Annotated in this window: 12 protein-coding genes; 1 reads left to right on the top strand and 11 read right to left on the bottom strand. The window is 60.5% G+C overall.

Translation table 11 applies throughout. The features are described 5' to 3' along the window. Nucleotides 1-108 precede the first annotated feature (108 nt). On the top strand, nt 109-1,566 hold the full coding sequence (locus FKG94_RS18975) for an AAA family ATPase (protein WP_246125268.1): 1,458 nt from the start codon (nt 109-111) through the stop codon (nt 1,564-1,566). On the opposite strand, the gene FKG94_RS18970 is transcribed toward FKG94_RS18975, so the two are convergent. The 11 genes from FKG94_RS18970 to FKG94_RS18920 form a co-directional block, all read right to left on the bottom strand. After that, a complete protein-coding gene (locus FKG94_RS18970) occupies nt 1,530-3,893 on the bottom strand; it encodes a hybrid sensor histidine kinase/response regulator (RefSeq protein ID WP_179957716.1) in 2,364 nt (787 codons plus the stop codon). The genes FKG94_RS18975 and FKG94_RS18970 overlap by 37 nt on opposite strands. Before the next feature lie 426 nt (nt 3,894-4,319). Further along, nucleotides 4,320-5,609 (bottom strand): phosphoribosylamine--glycine ligase, encoded by a 1,290-nt coding sequence (gene purD, locus FKG94_RS18965; protein WP_142928509.1) that lies wholly within the window; start codon nt 5,607-5,609, stop codon nt 4,320-4,322. Between the two features lie 308 nt (nt 5,610-5,917). Then, entirely contained in the window at nt 5,918-7,531 is a 1,614-nt protein-coding gene (purH, locus tag FKG94_RS18960; RefSeq protein ID WP_142928508.1) for a bifunctional phosphoribosylaminoimidazolecarboxamide formyltransferase/IMP cyclohydrolase, read from the bottom strand. Between the two features lie 177 nt (nt 7,532-7,708). Then, nucleotides 7,709-8,020 (bottom strand): DNA-binding transcriptional regulator Fis, encoded by a 312-nt coding sequence (gene fis, locus FKG94_RS18955; RefSeq protein ID WP_142928507.1) that lies wholly within the window; start codon nt 8,018-8,020, stop codon nt 7,709-7,711. Further along, a complete protein-coding gene (dusB, locus tag FKG94_RS18950; RefSeq protein ID WP_142928506.1) occupies nt 8,017-9,018 on the bottom strand; it encodes a tRNA dihydrouridine synthase DusB in 1,002 nt (333 codons plus the stop codon). Before dusB ends, fis begins: the two co-directional genes overlap by 4 nt. A gap of 247 nt (nt 9,019-9,265) precedes the next feature. Further along, nucleotides 9,266-10,678: a DUF3426 domain-containing protein gene (locus FKG94_RS18945; protein ID WP_142928630.1), complete on the bottom strand. Its 1,413-nt coding sequence runs from the start codon at nt 10,676-10,678 to the stop codon at nt 9,266-9,268. A gap of 420 nt (nt 10,679-11,098) precedes the next feature. Beyond that, the gene (gene prmA, locus FKG94_RS18940; RefSeq protein ID WP_142928505.1) at nt 11,099-11,983 is read right to left on the bottom strand and encodes a 50S ribosomal protein L11 methyltransferase; all 885 of its coding nucleotides are present in this window, start codon (nt 11,981-11,983) and stop codon (nt 11,099-11,101) included. 26 nt (nt 11,984-12,009) lie between these two features. Further along, nucleotides 12,010-13,350, bottom strand: a complete 1,341-nt coding sequence (accC, locus tag FKG94_RS18935; protein WP_142928504.1) for an acetyl-CoA carboxylase biotin carboxylase subunit — start codon at nt 13,348-13,350, stop codon at nt 12,010-12,012. A gap of 47 nt (nt 13,351-13,397) precedes the next feature. Then, complete coding sequence (gene accB / locus FKG94_RS18930; RefSeq protein ID WP_142928503.1) at nt 13,398-13,853, bottom strand: acetyl-CoA carboxylase biotin carboxyl carrier protein; 456 nt, start codon at nt 13,851-13,853, stop codon at nt 13,398-13,400. An 82-nt stretch (nt 13,854-13,935) separates the two neighbouring features. Then, nucleotides 13,936-14,382, bottom strand: coding sequence for a type II 3-dehydroquinate dehydratase (aroQ, locus tag FKG94_RS18925; RefSeq protein ID WP_142928502.1), 447 nt, complete (start codon nt 14,380-14,382; stop codon nt 13,936-13,938). Between the two features lie 341 nt (nt 14,383-14,723). Then, complete coding sequence (locus FKG94_RS18920) at nt 14,724-16,529, bottom strand: protein-disulfide reductase DsbD family protein (protein ID WP_142928501.1); 1,806 nt, start codon at nt 16,527-16,529, stop codon at nt 14,724-14,726. Nucleotides 16,530-16,551: the final 22 nt, after the last annotated feature.

Here is a 16,551-nt window from a genome sequence, read left to right as displayed (position 1 = left end):
TAGCTCATGGCGGCGATTGTTGTGAATGGCGGGGCTTCAGGCCACAATAATACGGCGAATAACAAGACAAGGAACCGATACGTGGCAGGTAGTGAAGATTTGGCCCTGATGCTGGAGACCCGAGTCCCCCTGGTGGTGATCGAAACCTACGAAGAGAAGCGCGCCCTCGATCTGTTGCTGAAAGTCGCCCAGCGCCAGCGCTCGCCGCTGTTTCGCTGGTCGCTGACCGACGGCTTGAGCCGAATGAGCTTTGGCTTGCAGATACAGCGCGAGAGCGAGAACTGCGAGCCGGCGGCGGTGCTCGAGCATATCAAGCGGCAGGTGGAGGCCGGTGTGTTTGCCCTGTGCGACCTCCACCCGTTTATGGATGATCATCCGAAACATATCCGGTTGATCAAAGATATTGTTCTCAACCACAAAAACGTTCCCCATACCCTGGTGTTGATCAGCCACCGCCTCAGTTTGCCGCCGGAGCTGGCACGCTACAGCGCCTCCCTGCAGTTGCGGCTGCCCGATGAGAAGGAGATCCTGGCGCTGATCCGGGAGGAGGCCAAGCAGTGGTCGGCCGCCAAGGGCGGCGGCCGCATCAAAACCGACAACCGCACGCTGCAACAGTTGGTCGCCAACCTGAAAGGCCTGACTCACGCGGAAGTCAGACGCCTGGCGCGCGGTGCCATCGTCGACGACGGCGCGATCACCGAAAGTGATTTGCCGGCGGTCAACAAAGCCAAGTTTGCACTGATGGATATGGAGGGTGTGTTGACATTCGAGTACCAGACCGAGACCTTTGCCGGGGTTGGCGGTTTGGTGCACCTGAAAAACTGGCTGGCCGAGCGCCGCCAGGTGTTTTTGAATCCACAGGGGCAGGGGCTGGATTGCCCCAAGGGCATCCTGCTGCTGGGGGTGCAGGGCGGCGGCAAGAGTCTCGCCGCCAAGGCGGTGGCCGGGTTGTGGGGATTGCCGCTGCTGCGGCTGGACATGGGGATGGTGTACAACAAATACGTGGGTGAGACCGAGCGCAATTTGCGCGAAGCGTTGAAGCTGGCGGAGTTGATGGCACCCTGCGTGCTGTGGCTGGATGAATTGGAAAAAGGCATGACCCAGGGCGACGGCGACAACGGCACCTCGCGGCGACTGTTGGGCACGTTGCTGACCTGGATGGCGGAGTCGCGTCCGTCGGTATTCCTGGTAGCCACCAGCAACGACATCAGCGGCTTGCCGCCGGAATTGGTGCGCAAAGGGCGGTTCGATGAAATCTTTTTTGTCGACCTGCCGGATGCCCGGGTGCGACAGGATATTTTTGCCATTCACTTGGGCAAGCGCGAGCTGCAGGCCGACGGTTTTGACCTGCCGGCGCTGGCCGACCTCAGCGAGGGTTTCTCCGGGGCTGAAATCGAGCAGGCGGTGGTCGCCGCGCTTTACAGTGCGGCGGCGCGCGGGGAAGCGGTGACCGATGCCCACCTGGCCGAGCAGCTTAGCAAAACCAATCCGCTGTCAGTGGTGATGGCGGAAAAAATCAGCGCGCTGCGTCACTGGGCTCGCGACCGGGCGGTGATGGCGGGTTGATGTTCGCCGCGGCGGGCCAGCGCCACGGTGAGTTCTTCGGCCAGGGTTATTTTGAGTGTCCTGGCGCTGACCGGCTTTTTCAGGCACTGGCTGATCCCCACTGCCCGCGCTTTTTCCGGACTCGGCAGGCTGCCGGCACCGGACAACATGATCATGGGGGTGTGGCGCAGTTTGGGATCGCGGTCAATGCGCTCGGCCAACTCCAGCCCCGACATACCCGGCATATTGTGATCGAGAATGATCAAATCGAAGTGCCCGCCGAGATTGGTCACGCTGTGCAGTATCGCCAGTGCCTCGCGGCCGCTGGGCGCGCTGCTGACACGCATGCCCCAGCGGTCCGCCCGTTTGCTCACCACTTTGCGGCTCGAGGCGCTGTCGTCCACTACCAGCAGCCGTCGCTCGCGCAACAGGTCGTTGTAATCGGCTTCGCTGCGTTGTAACAGCGTGTGCGGGGGAATCTGCACCCGGCAGGTATAGCGGGCGCCGGCATCGCCTGCCAGGCTCAGGGTGATATCGCCGCCCATATGCACGGCCAGCCGCTGGGCGACGAACCAGTCCCGCTGCGGTAATACAAACTGCGGGGCGATGGCCTGTGAGGCAATGAATTCATCGCCGGCGCCGGCGTTGGTCAGGGCCGCCACCTCCTCGGGTTGGAGTCCGCTCTGGTCGTCTGCCAGGGTGATTTCCCAGGTATTTTTTTCCGTCGCCGGTCGCAACTCCAGCGCCAGGGTCCCCTGCTCGCTGTAATAAAGTGCGTGTTCGAAAATGCCCGTCAGGATTTGTTTCAAGCGGTGTGGGTCGCCTTGTAGCAGCTCCGGTAAGCGGGGGTCCAGGCTCAGGGTCAGCCGGACTTTGCGATCCTCGGCCTGTTCGCGACAGTCCTCGGCAAACTCCTCCATCAGTGTTTTCAGTTCGAAGGGTACGCTGTCGAAGGCGATGCGGTCATGGTGCAGGTTTGACCAGTCGCACAGGCGGGTTAACCATTTCAACAGCGAGTGGCCGGAGCGGCGAATCGTTTGCACCTGGTCGCGTTGACTGCGGGTTAATGAGGTGTCCAGCAGCAGCTCGGCCATACCGATTACGCCGCTGATCGGTGTGCGCAGTTCGCGATCGATTTGACGCATGGTTTTCGCGTAGCTGCGCCTGGTGTTTCTCTGCAAAGTGGTCTCGTAGTGGTGACGCATGCGGTGATCGAACCGACTCACGGAGTATTGGACCAGGGTATAGGTCATCACTATGCCCTCCAGCGCTATTGCCGCCAGCAGCAGCCAGACGATGTAGTAGCTCCAGGGCAGTATCTGATAAAGGCTGAGGATATAGCACAGCATGATCGGGGTGGTGATCACCCGCGCGATGGTGTAGTAGTGCGCTCTTCTCATACCCTGAAAAACGGCGAAGATACCGAGCGTGAAAAACATCAGCATGCCCAGGATGGCAAGGGTCGCGCTGAGGGCGCCGGCCAGTCCCCGCGGAATCAACAGCGTCACTAAAAATCCGCCGATGGTCAGGCCGGTGTAGAAGCGCAGTGCCAGGTCCCACTTCGGCAATTGTTTGCGGGTTTTGAAATAACTGCGGCTGAATTCGCTGTAACACAGCAGTGTGCCGTAGGCGAACAGGGCGATGGCCAGGTCGAACAACTGCACGTAATCGGGCAAATAGCGATTGATATAGCCCCAGCGCGCGGCGATATAGAGCAGCGCCATCAGCAGAAACCCGCTGTACCACAGCGGATTCTTGCTTTTGTCCCGCCAGATTTGCGAGAGGTTCACCAGGATCAATAGTGTCAGGATGCCGAACAGATGGCCGGCCCACCAGTTGATGCGCGCGCTCTCGACCAGCAGATGGCTGGCGCGACTGAGGCGCATGGACAGGTTGATTGCTTTGTCCGACTGCAGGCGCAGGTAATAGGTCGTTGCACCGGGAGTGGTTTTGGGCAGTGTGAACAGGTAGTTGGCCTGTTGCAGGCTGTCGTGGTTGCGGGGGTAGGCGAGGCCTGCCTGGCGGTGTAAGACGATCTCGCCGGAGGCCTCGCGCACCTGGAACAGATCGATATAGTCGAGGTCGGACGGCAGGATCGACAGGAACAGCTCCTCCGGCGCCTGCGGCCGATGGTCCAGCGAGAAGCGCAGCCAGTAGGCGGTGGCGCCCGGGGCCAGCCACAGACGGTCGGTGGGAAACGGCGAGAAGCGGTCGCTTTGGGCCAGGACTTCCGGTAGCCGCAGCAGGCCCTCGCGATCGGGCAGGATATCCACATGGGGCGCGAGATCGACGATGCCCGTGTCCCGATCGATTGTCAGCGCGCCGGACGCGGCTGTACTGGGCAGCATCAAACCAGCCAGCAGTGTGCAGACAGCGCCAAGTCCGCCAACCAAAGCCTTGTACCTGTCAGGCGCAGCCCTGAGCTTTTTAACAGCAGCCCTGAGCTTCTTAACTGAAGGGTTGGATTTACCGGCTGCCGCTTTGTGCCTGTCAATGCTGCTGCGGAACTGGTCAATTGCGGTGCCAGGTTCATTCACTGCAATTGTGGACCTGTTATATAAAGCTCTGAGCTTATCAATTGTCGCAGCAAATTCGCGCACCGGCGCCGGCGACTGACGCGGGCGCCCGGTTAAGGGAGAGTGCCGGCGGCAATCCGACATCATTCGCCATAGAACACCGTATCTTGCAGAGGCCATGGCAGCGACATGTTAAGCTATCGGGCAGGGGAGCAGCGATAATAGCGCCCCCCGGCGCCGATGGAAACCCCGGCGCTGTTACGCCTGTTCCCGGGTGATGGCTCGATGGGCAATGTCGCGGCGGTAGTAAATACCGGGCCAGCAAATCTCGCCCGCCAGCCGGTAGGCGCGGGCCTGGGCCGCGCCGACATCAGTGCCGAGTGCGGTGACACACAATACCCGACCGCCATTGGTAACCACCTGGCTGCCGGCCTCTGCGGTACCGGCGTGAAAAACTTTTTGCCCGTCGCCCCCGCCCTCCGGCAACCCTTCAATGACATCGCCCTTGCGGTAGGTAGCTGGATACCCCCCGGCGGCCAGCACCACCCCGACTGCCGGCCTCGGGTCCCACTCGGTGGTGCAGGTGTCGAGCCTGCCGGCCAGTGCCGCTTCGCACAGGCTTACCAGATCCGACTGCAGGCGCAGCATGATGGGTTGGGTTTCCGGGTCGCCGAAGCGGCAGTTGTACTCAATGACTTTGGGGGTGCCGCCGGCATCTATCATCAGTCCGGCGTAGAGAAAACCGGTGTAAGCGTTACCTTCGGCAGCCATGCCGGCCACCGTGGGGTTAATCACTTCGTCCATGATCCGTTGATACACGCTGTCGGTGACCACCGGTGCCGGTGAGTAAGCGCCCATACCGCCGGTGTTGGGACCGCTGTCGCCGTCGCCGGCGCGCTTGTGGTCCTGGCTGGTGGCCATGGGCAGGATATGGCTGCCGTCGGCCATGACGATAAAGCTGGCTTCCTCGCCGTCGAGAAACTCTTCGATCACCACCCGACAGCCGGCGTCGCCAAAGGCATTGCCCGACAGCATATCCGTCACGGCAGCCTCGGCCTGCGCCAGGGTTTCGGCGACGATTACGCCTTTGCCGGCGGCCAGGCCATCGGCCTTGACCACAATGGGCGCGCCCTGTTCGCGCAGGTAGTCCAGTGCCGGTTGCAGCTCGGTAAACTTGGCATAGGCGGCGGTGGGGATATTGTGGCGGGCGAGAAAGTCTTTGGTGAAGGCCTTCGACCCTTCCAGTTGGGCGGCGCCCTTACTTGGGCCGAAACAGCGCAGGTCGCGGGCGTTGAAGTAGTCGACTATGCCTTCCACCAGCGGTGCCTCCGGGCCGACAATGGTCAGGTCGACCCGCTTGGCGACGGCAAAATCGGCAAGCTCCGCAAATGCCATCACATCGATGGCGACATTTTCCAGCTTTGGCTCGCGGGCCGTGCCGGCGTTACCGGGCGCCACAAAGACAGTGTCTACCGTCTCACTTTGGGCCGCTTTCCAGGCCAGGGCATGTTCGCGACCGCCGCCGCCGATTACTAAAATATTTGTCATAATGGGTTCACTTTCCTGCGCTGATTGCTTGCGAGTTTGTAGTTTTTTAGTCGTCGTGGCGGCCGAGTTTCGGGTAGCAGTTCTTCAAGCTGATATGCGCAATTTACTGATCCTCACGCAATCTTTATCGATCTCGATAAGGATATCGGAGGTAGGTCTGTCGCTGGGTGGGGTCTTCAGAAACTCTCGACAGCAGGGATGCTGTCGGGAAGTCCCCATGGATGGGTTCACGACGTGTTTCTGAAGACCCCACCCAGCGACAGACCGATCAAGTGGCACATCCTTGTTTTAAGGAAGCGCCATTTACCCTAGTGCCTGAAATGCCGCATCCCCGTAAACACCATGGCAATGTCGTGCTCGTCGGCGGCGGTGATGGTCTCCTCGTCGCGCATCGAGCCGCCGGGCTGGATAATGGCGCTGATGCCCGCCGCCGCCGCATTGTCGATGCCGTCGCGAAACGGGAAAAAAGCATCGGAAGCCATCACCGAGCCGCGCACTTCGAGGCCGGCGTGTTCGGCTTTGATGGCGGCGATACGGGCGGAGTTTACCCGGCTCATCTGGCCGGCGCCGACCCCTACCGTCTGCTTGTCGCGGGCGTAGACAATGGCGTTGGACTTCACCATCTTGGCAACTTTCCAGGCGAACAGCAGGTCTTCAATTTGTTCGGGTGCGGGCCGGCGGCGGGTGACTATCTGCAAATCCGCTGCGGTTTTCATACCCAGGTCGCGCTCCTGCACCAACAGCCCGCCGTTGACCCGCTTGTAGTCGAAACCGTCGTTAAAACCATGGTCAAAACCGCCGGGCTGCCCGGCGCTCCAGTCGCCGCAACTGAGCAGGCGCACATTTTTCTTGGCGCTGACCGCCGCGATGGCGGCGTCGCTGACCCCGGGCGCGATAATGACCTCGACAAACTGTCGCTCGACGATGGCCGCGGCAGTCTCGGCATCCAGCGCCCGGTTAAACGCGATAATGCCGCCGAAAGCCGATTCCGGATCGGTGGCGTAGGCCCGCTCATAGGCGCTGCCCAGGTCGGCCGCTTCGGCGACGCCGCAGGGGTTGGCGTGTTTGACGATGACACAGGCGGGGCGTTCGAACAGCTTGACTGTTTCCAGGGCCGCATCGGTATCGGCGACATTGTTAAACGACAGGGCCTTGCCCTGCAGTTGCCGGGCCGCGGCAACGCTTGCCGGCTGCGGCCGTGGTTCTGTATAGAAGGCGGCTTGTTGGTGGGGGTTTTCGCCGTAGCGCATATCCTGGGCTTTGCGCAACTGGGTGTTGAAGGTACGCGCAAACGTCTCGTTGCCGCCGGGCACCAGGCGGCCGAAGTAATTGGCGATGGCGCCGTCGTAGGCGGCGGTGTGCTCGTAGGCTTTCACCGCCAGGTCAAAGCGGGTGCGGTGGCGGGTGCAGCCGTCGTTGGCCCGCATCTCCTCGAGCAGGGGGCCGTAGTCGGCGGTATTGACGACGATAGTGACGGCGGCGTGATTTTTGGCGGCGGCCCTGACCATGGTGGGGCCGCCGATATCGATGTTTTCGATGGCGTCTGCCAGGGAACAGTCGGGGTCGGCCACGGTACTTTCGAACGGGTAAAGGTTGACGACTACCATGTCAATAGCATGAATATCGTGCTCTGCCATGGTCTGGTCGTCGACACCGCGGCGCCCGAGGATGCCCCCGTGCACTTTCGGGTGCAGGGTTTTGACCCGGCCAGCCATCATTTCCGGAAATCCGGTGTAGTCCGACACTTCCACAGCGGGAATGTTATGGTCACTTAATAAGCGGTAGGTGCCGCCGGTGGATAGAATCTCCACACCTTGTTCGTGTAAGGCAGTGGCAAGTTCGACAATACCGTTTTTATCGGAAACGCTGATCAGGGCGCGCTTGATGCGAACCGGATCGGCGGCCTGGGAGGGGGTTGTCATGAGGATACCGTTTTCAATGTATGGCTCTAAAAAATACCAACGAGGTGAGGCGGACTCACCCCCCGGCTTGAGATTCAGAGACTCGGCCCTAGTTGCCGGGTAGAGGCGGATGTACCGGGCATTAGGGATGGCGCTGGTGGCCGCTAGAGCGGCCTGTGACGCGTCGCCGAACGGTCGCTACAGCAGACCGTACTGCTTGAGTTTTTTGCGCAGGGTTCCGCGGTTGAGTCCGAGTACCTGGGCGGCTTTGGTTTGATTGTGGCGGGTATATTTCATCACCACCTCCAGCATCGGTGCCTCGACTTCCGCCATCACCATGTCGTAGACATCGGTAACGCCCTGGCCGTCGAGGTGCTTGAAATAGTTATCCATGGCCTGGTCCACGCAATCGCGCAGGGACTGGTTGTGATTGATGCCCGCAAAGGCACTGGCGGGCGAGTTGGAACTGTCGTTGGGTGCATCCGCAATTAGCGTGTCCGCTGTATTCATGCCGCTTTGTCCTCTTCAGTATTCAGTCGTTCAAACAGCAATTGAACGCTGGCATGTTGTTCTTCTGCAGTTTCAAGCTGATTGAAAGTTTTTTTAAAGTTATTGGTAAACTGCCCGCCGCTGGCGAGCGTCTTCAGGTACCAGCCCAGGTGCTTGCGGGCGATACGAACCCCCATATAGTCGCCGTAAAAGCGATGGAGTTGGTGCAAATGGTCCAGCAAAACATCCCTGACTTCCCCGAGCGGCGGCGGCGATGGCAGGCTGCCGGTGCGCAGGTAGGTGTCAATCTCCCTAAAAATCCACGGTCGTCCCTGAGCCGCGCGGCCAATCATCACGGCTGCCGCGCCGGTGTAGTCGAGCACCCGCCGGGCGTCGACCGGGGTGGCGATATCGCCGTTGGCAAACACGGGTATGGATACCGCATCGACCACCGCCGCGATGGTGTCGTACTCGGCCCGGCCCTGAAACCGGCAGGCCCGGGTTCGACCGTGCACGGCCAGTGCCGCAATCCCGGCATCCTCGGCAATTCGTGCAATCCGTGTGGCATTGCGTACTTCGGGGCTCCAGCCGGTGCGTATTTTCAGCGTAACAGGTACATCCACGGCGCCCACTACCGCATTAAGGATTTGCGCGACGAGCTGCTCGTCGCGCAAAAGCGCTGATCCCGCCGCCTTGTTGCAGACTTTCTTGGCCGGGCATCCCATATTGATATCGATGATCTGGGCGCCGTGTTGCAAAACAGCCTGCGCCGCCTGCGCCAGCATCTGCGGTGTTGCGCCGGCTATCTGTATCGAGCGGGGTTGCATTTCACCGTCACTGCGCAGCCGCCAGTTGGATTTGCGACTGTGCCAGAGTCCGGTATCCGCCGTGAGCATTTCCGATACCACCAGTCCGGCGCCGAGACGCCGGCAGAGTTGGCGGAAGGGGCTGTCCGTGATGCCGGCCATAGGTGCAAGTACTGCACGGCTATCAATCCGATAGGGGCCGATATGAAACAATTGCCTTTTCTCCCGCCTGCCAAGCCCAAAAAAGGTGGGGTATGATACCCGCTACAGCGCCAGCGAGCAAAGCAGAATTTGCACAAATTGGCTCTTTTTTAGGCGTAATATGACAAATCGAATAGAAAAGTTACACGCTGCGACATTATTCATGTGCCGGCCTGCAGGCCCTTATCCATCAGGTGGTTAAGGGGCGCACCGGGGAGCTGTGACGAGGTCCCAGGGGCTTATGTCTCAAGGGGCTTTCTCAAGGGGCTATGGCAATACTGTAGTTGACCGCGGCGCGACCCGGATCGACGATTTCCAGCGACAGGTGAACCGGTTGTCCGCTGGGCATCTGTGTCCTGCCCGCCAGTTCGCCGCCCAGGTACTCGCGCGGGGTAAACATGCGCGCCGCCACCGGGCTGCCATCGAGCTTGCTGAAACGCAACACGAGATTCGGAAACGGCTGCTCGAAAGTGGCGGTGTTGAGCAAAATCGTATCGACCACCAGCGCCTCTTCGGCTTTGGGATGGCTGCGCACTACCAGGTTGTAGGCGCGAATTTTCTCCTGGGCCACCAGGTTCGGCAGCCTGCAACCGAACACACTGCAGGCCACGCTGTACCAGGCGCGGTAGGGCTCCACGCGGCTCAGGCGGTCGAACTGGGACCAGCCCAGTTGGATAATGAAGATCAGCCCCGCCACCGTCGCCAGCATCCCCCAACGCAGTTTTGCGCCGAAGAAACGGCCGCCGCTGTCCCAGGCCATTTCAACGGGGGCCGGTTCGATACCGCTGAGTAATGCCGCGCGATCACTCTGGTGCGCGCGCAGGCTGATGGCAGGCTGCTGGTAGCTGCTGTCATCCAGTTCCTCCACCTCCTCAAGGGCCAACTCGAATTCGTCGTGATCGTCCGCGGTGATCGGATCTTGCTGTTGCTCCCGGTCCTTCTTTTTGCGCTCCCGCTCCTTCTTTTTCCAGCCCTGTTCCTCGGGCGCCTCAAAGACCGGCTCCTCTTCTTCCTCCAGGGCGGCGAAGGTGTTGCCGTTGTCGTAGTTGAACTCGTCGGTAAAGCGGTCGGTCTCTGCCGGCGCAGCGCTTTCGGGTTCTTCGTCCTCGAGTTCTTCCAGCAGGTCGATGGCCCAGGACTCGTCAGCGGTGTCTGATTCCTGTGCCTCTGTGTCGTTGATTTCGCGGTCGAATAAGGATTTTTTGTCCGGTTGCCAGCGTTCGAGCTCGAGAAAACTGTCGCTCAATGTACCCAGGTTGTTTTCGGGATCGGCGGCTTTCTTTTCTTCGCCCAGGTCCATATCGTCGCTGATCAGCGTGTCGTCGTCGATATCGTCGAAAAGGGATTTGCCGCCCTCGGACTCCGTATCGATCGCCGCCTGATCAAACTTCAGACCGGTTTGTTTGGCCGCCGCCGGTTTGCTCGGTTTGGGCTTGGTGGTTGCGGTCTTGGCTTTGCGACTGGCGGTGGGTTTGGCCGCCGGCTTTTTGCCGGTCGTTTTTTGGGTCGCCTTGGCGGCAGTCGCCGGGGCGGATTCGATCAGGTGGTCGAGAGCTTTGAAGATTTGCAGACACGAACCGCACCTCACTGCCCCCTTGGCTGTCTGGAGCTGGGCTTCGGTGATGCGAAATGAAGTACTACACGCCGGGCAGCGCGTAACCGTGTCCGTCATAATCTGGCTGGGTTCCTATGCCTTTGGCCGGGGTAATCTCAGTTTGAGTGCCGTTAGCCCGGATATTGCTGTCGTGCCATGCGGCACACCTACAACCGTGCCATACGGTACAGTTACCAACGATAGTCGAGCCTGAAATGCCGCTCGATCCACATGCTCTGCGCCAAACGCCAACTTCAGCGTGTCCCACTGGCGCGTGTCCCACTGGCTGGTCCGACACATCGGCCATATCCAGGCTAGGGACAGCCTCCTATTCAAGCGCTTTTTTTTACTTATAGCAATGGTTTATAGGCTATAGCGCAAGTGTATTCTAACTTTGGGGCCGATCGATGGTCGTTTTTTGCACCGTTTCTCAATTTCGCGCCAGCCGGCGGCCGGCAACACTGCAGCCGGTGTTATTATCGCTGTTGATATCGGCCCTCAGCGGGCGGCTTTCACCGCGCTCAGGCAAACCCACTCCTGTCGCTGTTGTACGGGCGCAAAGTCAAAGTCCCGAGTATAGGCGGCCATCACGGTTTCTGCCTGAGTCGCCAGAATGCCCGACAGGCACAGCCGGCCGCCGGGTCTGGTCAATGCCGTCAGGGTCGGGGCCAGCTCCATCAGCGGACCGGCGAGAATATTGGCCATTACCAGATCGGCCTCCAGGCCGGGGCAGGCAGCGGGTGTGTAGACGGGAAAGCGATCCACAGCCAGGCCGTTGCGCGCCACATTCCGGTGTGTGGCCGCCAGCGCCTGGGGATCGATATCGGTGCCCACCACCCGCTCGGCACCGAGCAGCAGGGCGGCGATACCGAGAATGCCCGAGCCGCAGCCATAGTCCACTGCGGTGGTACCGCTGAGTGTCTGTGCGGCCAGCCACTGCAGGCATAAAAAGGTGGTCGGGTGGGTGCCGGTGCCGAACGCCAGGCCCGGGTCCAGCAACAGGTTGACCGCACCCGGGTCCGGCGGCGCAGTCCAACTGGGGCAAATCCAGAGGTTCCCGGCGCAGCGGATCGGGTGGTAGTGCTGCATCCACTCCCGCTCCCAGTCCTTGTCTTCCAGCAACTCCCAGGTATGGCGGGGCAGTTTACCGCCGCAGTGGGCGGCGGCGGTATCGATGGCGCCGCGGGTATCGACGGCAGCATCGAACAGGCCGGTGATGCGTACCGCCTCCCACAGCGGCGTCTCGCCCAGTGCCGGTTCCAGAATGGGCTGATCGGCAGCGTCCTCGAAGGTTACCGAGGCGGCGCCCGCCGCCAGCAGGGCTGCCTCGACAGTGCCGGATTGCGCGCGGGAGGTGTGTATTCGCAATTGCAGCCAGGCCATGGCGATTCCTGTGCAGGCGTGCGCAGTTACATGCCCAGCTTTTTCTCGAGGTAGTGGATATTGACGCCGCCCTTGGCAAAATCGGAATCCCGTACCAACTCCTGTTGCAGTGCCGTGTTGGTGCGAATGCCGTCCACCACCAGTTCGTCGAGTGCATTTCGCATACGTCTCAGCGCTACCTCGCGGGTGTCCCCGTGGGTGATGATCTTGGCGATCATAGAGTCGTAGTCGGGGGGTACCCTATAGCCGCTGTAAAGGTGTGAATCCACCCTGACACCGAGGCCGCCCGGGGCGTGGAAGTTGTTTACCCGCCCGGGGCTGGGCATAAACGTCTTCGGGTCTTCGGCATTGATACGGCACTCAAAGGCATGGCCGTTTACCTTGACGTCTTCCTGCCTGATCGACAATCGCTCGCCGCTGCAGACACGTATCTGTTCGCGGATGAGATCAATTCCGGTGATCATTTCCGTAACTGGGTGCTCGACTTGAATACGGGTGTTCATTTCAATGAAGTAGAAACCGCCGTCCTCGTAGAGAAACTCGAAGGTTCCCGCCCCTTTATAGCCGATCTCAAGGCAGGCGTTGACACAGGCCTGCTGCACGTCGCGGCGCACCTCGGGGGGGATGTTCGGGGCGGGGGCCTCCTCCAGGACTTTTTGATGGCGCCGCTGCAGCGAACAGTCGCGGTCGTGCAGGTGAATGGCGCCGCCCTGGCCGTCGCAGAGCACCTGGATTTCCACATGGCGGGGGTTCTGTAAGAACTTTTCCATGTAGACGGTATCGTCGCCGAAGGCGGCCTTGGCCTCCGCTTTGGTGACGTGGATGGAATTCAGCAGCGCCGATTCCGTGTGCACCACCCGCATGCCGCGGCCGCCGCCGCCGGCAGCCGCCTTGATGATGACCGGATAACCGACCTGGCGGCCGATTTCCACACAGCGTTCTTTGCTCTCGGGCAGCGGGCCGTCGGAACCGGGCACTGTGGGTACCCCGGCTTTTTTCATTGCGGCGATGGCCGACACCTTGTCGCCCATCAGGCGGATCACGTCGGGGTCGGGCCCGATAAAGACAAAGCCGCTTTTTTGCACCTGCTCGGCGAAGTCGGCATTTTCCGCGAGAAAACCGTAACCGGGGTGCACCGCGACAGAGTCGGTAATCTCCATGGCGCTGATGATGGCCGGTATATTGAGGTAGCTCTCCGGCGAGCGGTTGGGGCCTATGCAGACGGATTCGTCCGCCAGGCGCACATGTTTCAGGTCGCGGTCGATCTGCGAGTGTACCGCAACCGTGTCGATGTCCAGTTCTTTACAGGCGCGCAGTATGCGCAACGCAATTTCGCCCCGATTGGCGATCAGTACTTTTTTAAACATGGTGGCAGCTCCTCGGCCCAATCGTCACCCAGACGTGAACAGGTCAGTTAAACGATCGTTATCAGGGGCTGGTCAAATTCCACCGGTTCGCCGTCTTCAACCAGGATAGCTTCCACTGTGCCGGCTTTGTCGGCCTCGATTTGGTTCATCATTTTCATGGCTTCGACGATGCAAATGACATCCCCGGGTTTCACATGTTTACCCACCTCGACAAAGGGGGGAGAACCCGGGCTGGGGGCGGCGTAAAAAGTACCCACCATGGGTGACTTAATGAGGTGACCCGCCGGAATCTGCCCGGTCTCGCGGGACTCGGCCACGGGCTCGCTACTGACCGGTGCCGGGGCCGGGGCGGCCACCACGGGCGCCGGGGCCAAGGGCTGTGCCGGCGGGTTGCCGGAGCTGCGGCTGATCCGCACCGACTCTTCTCCTTCCTTGATTTCCAACTCGCCGATGTCTGACTCTTCGAGCAGTTCAATCAATTTTTTAATTTTGCGAATATCCATTGACGTCTCTCTAATCGTTTTAGGGTTTTGACAATGCCTGCGGGTAGACCGGATCGCCTTTACACAATTGACAGCCGCTGCATTATTCCGAGGTTTTCAACTGTGCAAAGGCGGCCTGTAAAGCCAATTCATAGCTCAGGGCGCCGAACCCGCAGATCACGCCGGCGGCGATATCGGAAAAATACGAGTGCCGGCGAAATGCCTCACGGCTGTGAACGTTGGACAGGTGCAGCTCGATAAAAGGTATTGCCACGGCGGCCAGCGCATCGCGCAGCGCCACACTGGTGTGGGTAAAGGCGGCCGGGTTGATCAGAATGAAATTGACCCCTTCCTGGCGCGCATCGTGGATGCGATTGATCAGCTCGTATTCGGCGTTGCTTTGCAAAACCTGCAGGTGGTGGCCCGCGTCAATACAGAGCGCAGTGAGCCGCTGGTTGATACTTTCCAAGGTATCGGCGCCGTAGATGTCGGGCTCGCGGGTACCGAGCAGATTCAGGTTGGGCCCGTGTAATACCAATATGGTGGACATTGTTGGTCCTATTATTTAGCAGCGATTTATCAGCTATCTCAATCAGGCGACGTTTAATCAAGCCATTGGGAAACCCAGACATTAGCGATGCGCAGGGCGGTCCCCGACCTGGGCGCTAACAGGCGGGAGTTTGCCGCATATTTACCTAGCTGTCCACGCTCGGGCTGTTTTTTTTGAAATTAGCCGCATTTACCTGCAAGTTTGGCGAAGTTTGTCTTATTGTGACTGTGGTTCAGTGGTCATTTTTAGCGTTTTCGGCACCAAACGGGCAAGGTTACCCCCCTGATTGCCGACATTGGTGAAATATACCGGCTTTTGGCCAGGAAAAACGCCGAACAGCTTCAATTTTGCGCTGTTTGTGTCAAAGCGGCGCGCTCGATAGCGTCCAGCACCAGTGCCTCGGTGAGAAGTTGTGGCAGGATTTCCGCCTCGGCGCCTTTGCGGGCCGGGAACAACAGGTACAGCGGTACGCCGTTGCGACCGTAGCGGTTGAGTAACTCAGTGATATCCGAGTTGTAGTTGGTCCAGTCGCCTTTGAGGGTATAGATGTCGTTGAGGGCCAACGCCTGGTTGACCCGCTCGGTGTTGAGGGCGATTTTTTCATTGGCCAGGCAGGTGATACACCAGTCGGCCGTCAGGTTGACCAGTACGGGTTCGCCGGCGGCTGTCAGCTCGGCCAGCCGCTCCGGCGTGTAGGGCTCCCAGTGATCCTCCTCGCCGGCCGACTGTCCCAGCAGGGGAATGGCCGCCGCCCCCAACAGCGATGCCGTGACCGCGGTGCCGCGCAGCAGGCGGCCAATGGTGCTGCTGAGCGATTGATTGGCGAGCCAGAAGGCAAAGGTCACCAGGACGGCACCGATACTGAGAAACGCCACCGCATCGCTGCCCACCTGGCGACCCAGTACCCAGAGCAGCCATACGGCGGTGAGATAGAGCGGGAAGGCAAGCGCCTGTTTCATGGTCTCCATCCAGGGGCCCGGCGCCGGCAGGTAGGTTGCCAGGCGCGGCGCATAGCTCAGCAGCAAAAACGGCAGTGCCATGCCAAAGCCGAGCGCGGCAAAGACACCGAGCGCCACGGCGGTGGTCTGGGTCATGGCAAAGCCGATGGCAGTGCCCATCAGCGGTGCCGTGCAGGGGCTTGCCACCACCGCGGCCAGCACACCGGTGAAGAAAGAGGGCCTGAGCCCCGAGCCCTGGGTTAGTGATTGGCCGACGCCCATCAGTCGGGTGCCGAAGTTGATCATGCCGGACAGGCTCAAGCCCATGATAAAGAACAGATAGACCAGAAAACTGATAAACAGTGGTGACTGCAACTGGAAGCCCCAGCCGACGGCCTGGCCGCCGGCCCGTGTTGCCAGCATCGCCGCGGCCACCGCCAAAAAGGCCATCACCACACCAGCGGTAAAGGCCCAGCCGTGCAGGCGCAGGTGCTGGGGCGACTCGCCGGCCGATGCCAGGCTCAGTGCCTTGATCGACAATACCGGGAACACACAGGGCATCAGGTTGAGGATGGCGCCGCCGGCGATGGCCAGCAACAGGATATAAGGCAGGAAGGCGTCACTGCCGGCCGGGGCCGCAGCACCGGCACCGCCAGCGCTGCCCGGTGTGGTGTCCGCCTGGGTCGCCACCGGCGTAAACGATGTGACGCTGCCGTCGGCGAGGTCGATACGAAAATGCGCTTTCTGCGGCGGGTAGCACAGACCGGCGTCGGCACAACCCTGTGACGTCACGGTAAGTTCGAAGGTTGCCGGTACAGGCTGTGGCAGCGCAGCCGTTATATCGGTGCTAGTGTAGAAGACTTCCAGTTCTTTCTCGAAATAGTCATCGTATTTAACTTTGCCCTCCCGGTAGACCGGCGCCAGCGCCAGCGGCTGTCCCTCGCTGCTGGCTTGCAGTTGAAAGCGCTCCTTGTAAAGGTAGTAACCCGGGGCGATATTCCAGAGCAGGAGCAGCTCGGTATCGGTAACGTCGACCTCCACTTGGTAGGCTTCCTCCACCGGCAGGAACTCCTGCACCCCCCAGCCGCCGGTTTCTGTGGCGCTGCCACTGACGGCATCGAACTGCGCCTGGGCCGCGAGGCCGACGCCGAGCAGGCAAATACAAAACATCCTGAAAGCGTTGGGGAGAAGTTGGCGTGTCTGGCGCATAAATCCACTTTTTGTCTGATTG

The sequence above is a fragment of the Exilibacterium tricleocarpae genome, from assembly GCF_007004655.1.
GTDB lineage: Bacteria > Pseudomonadota > Gammaproteobacteria > Pseudomonadales > Cellvibrionaceae > Exilibacterium > Exilibacterium tricleocarpae.
This window is presented reverse-complemented; position numbering and strand designations above follow the sequence as displayed.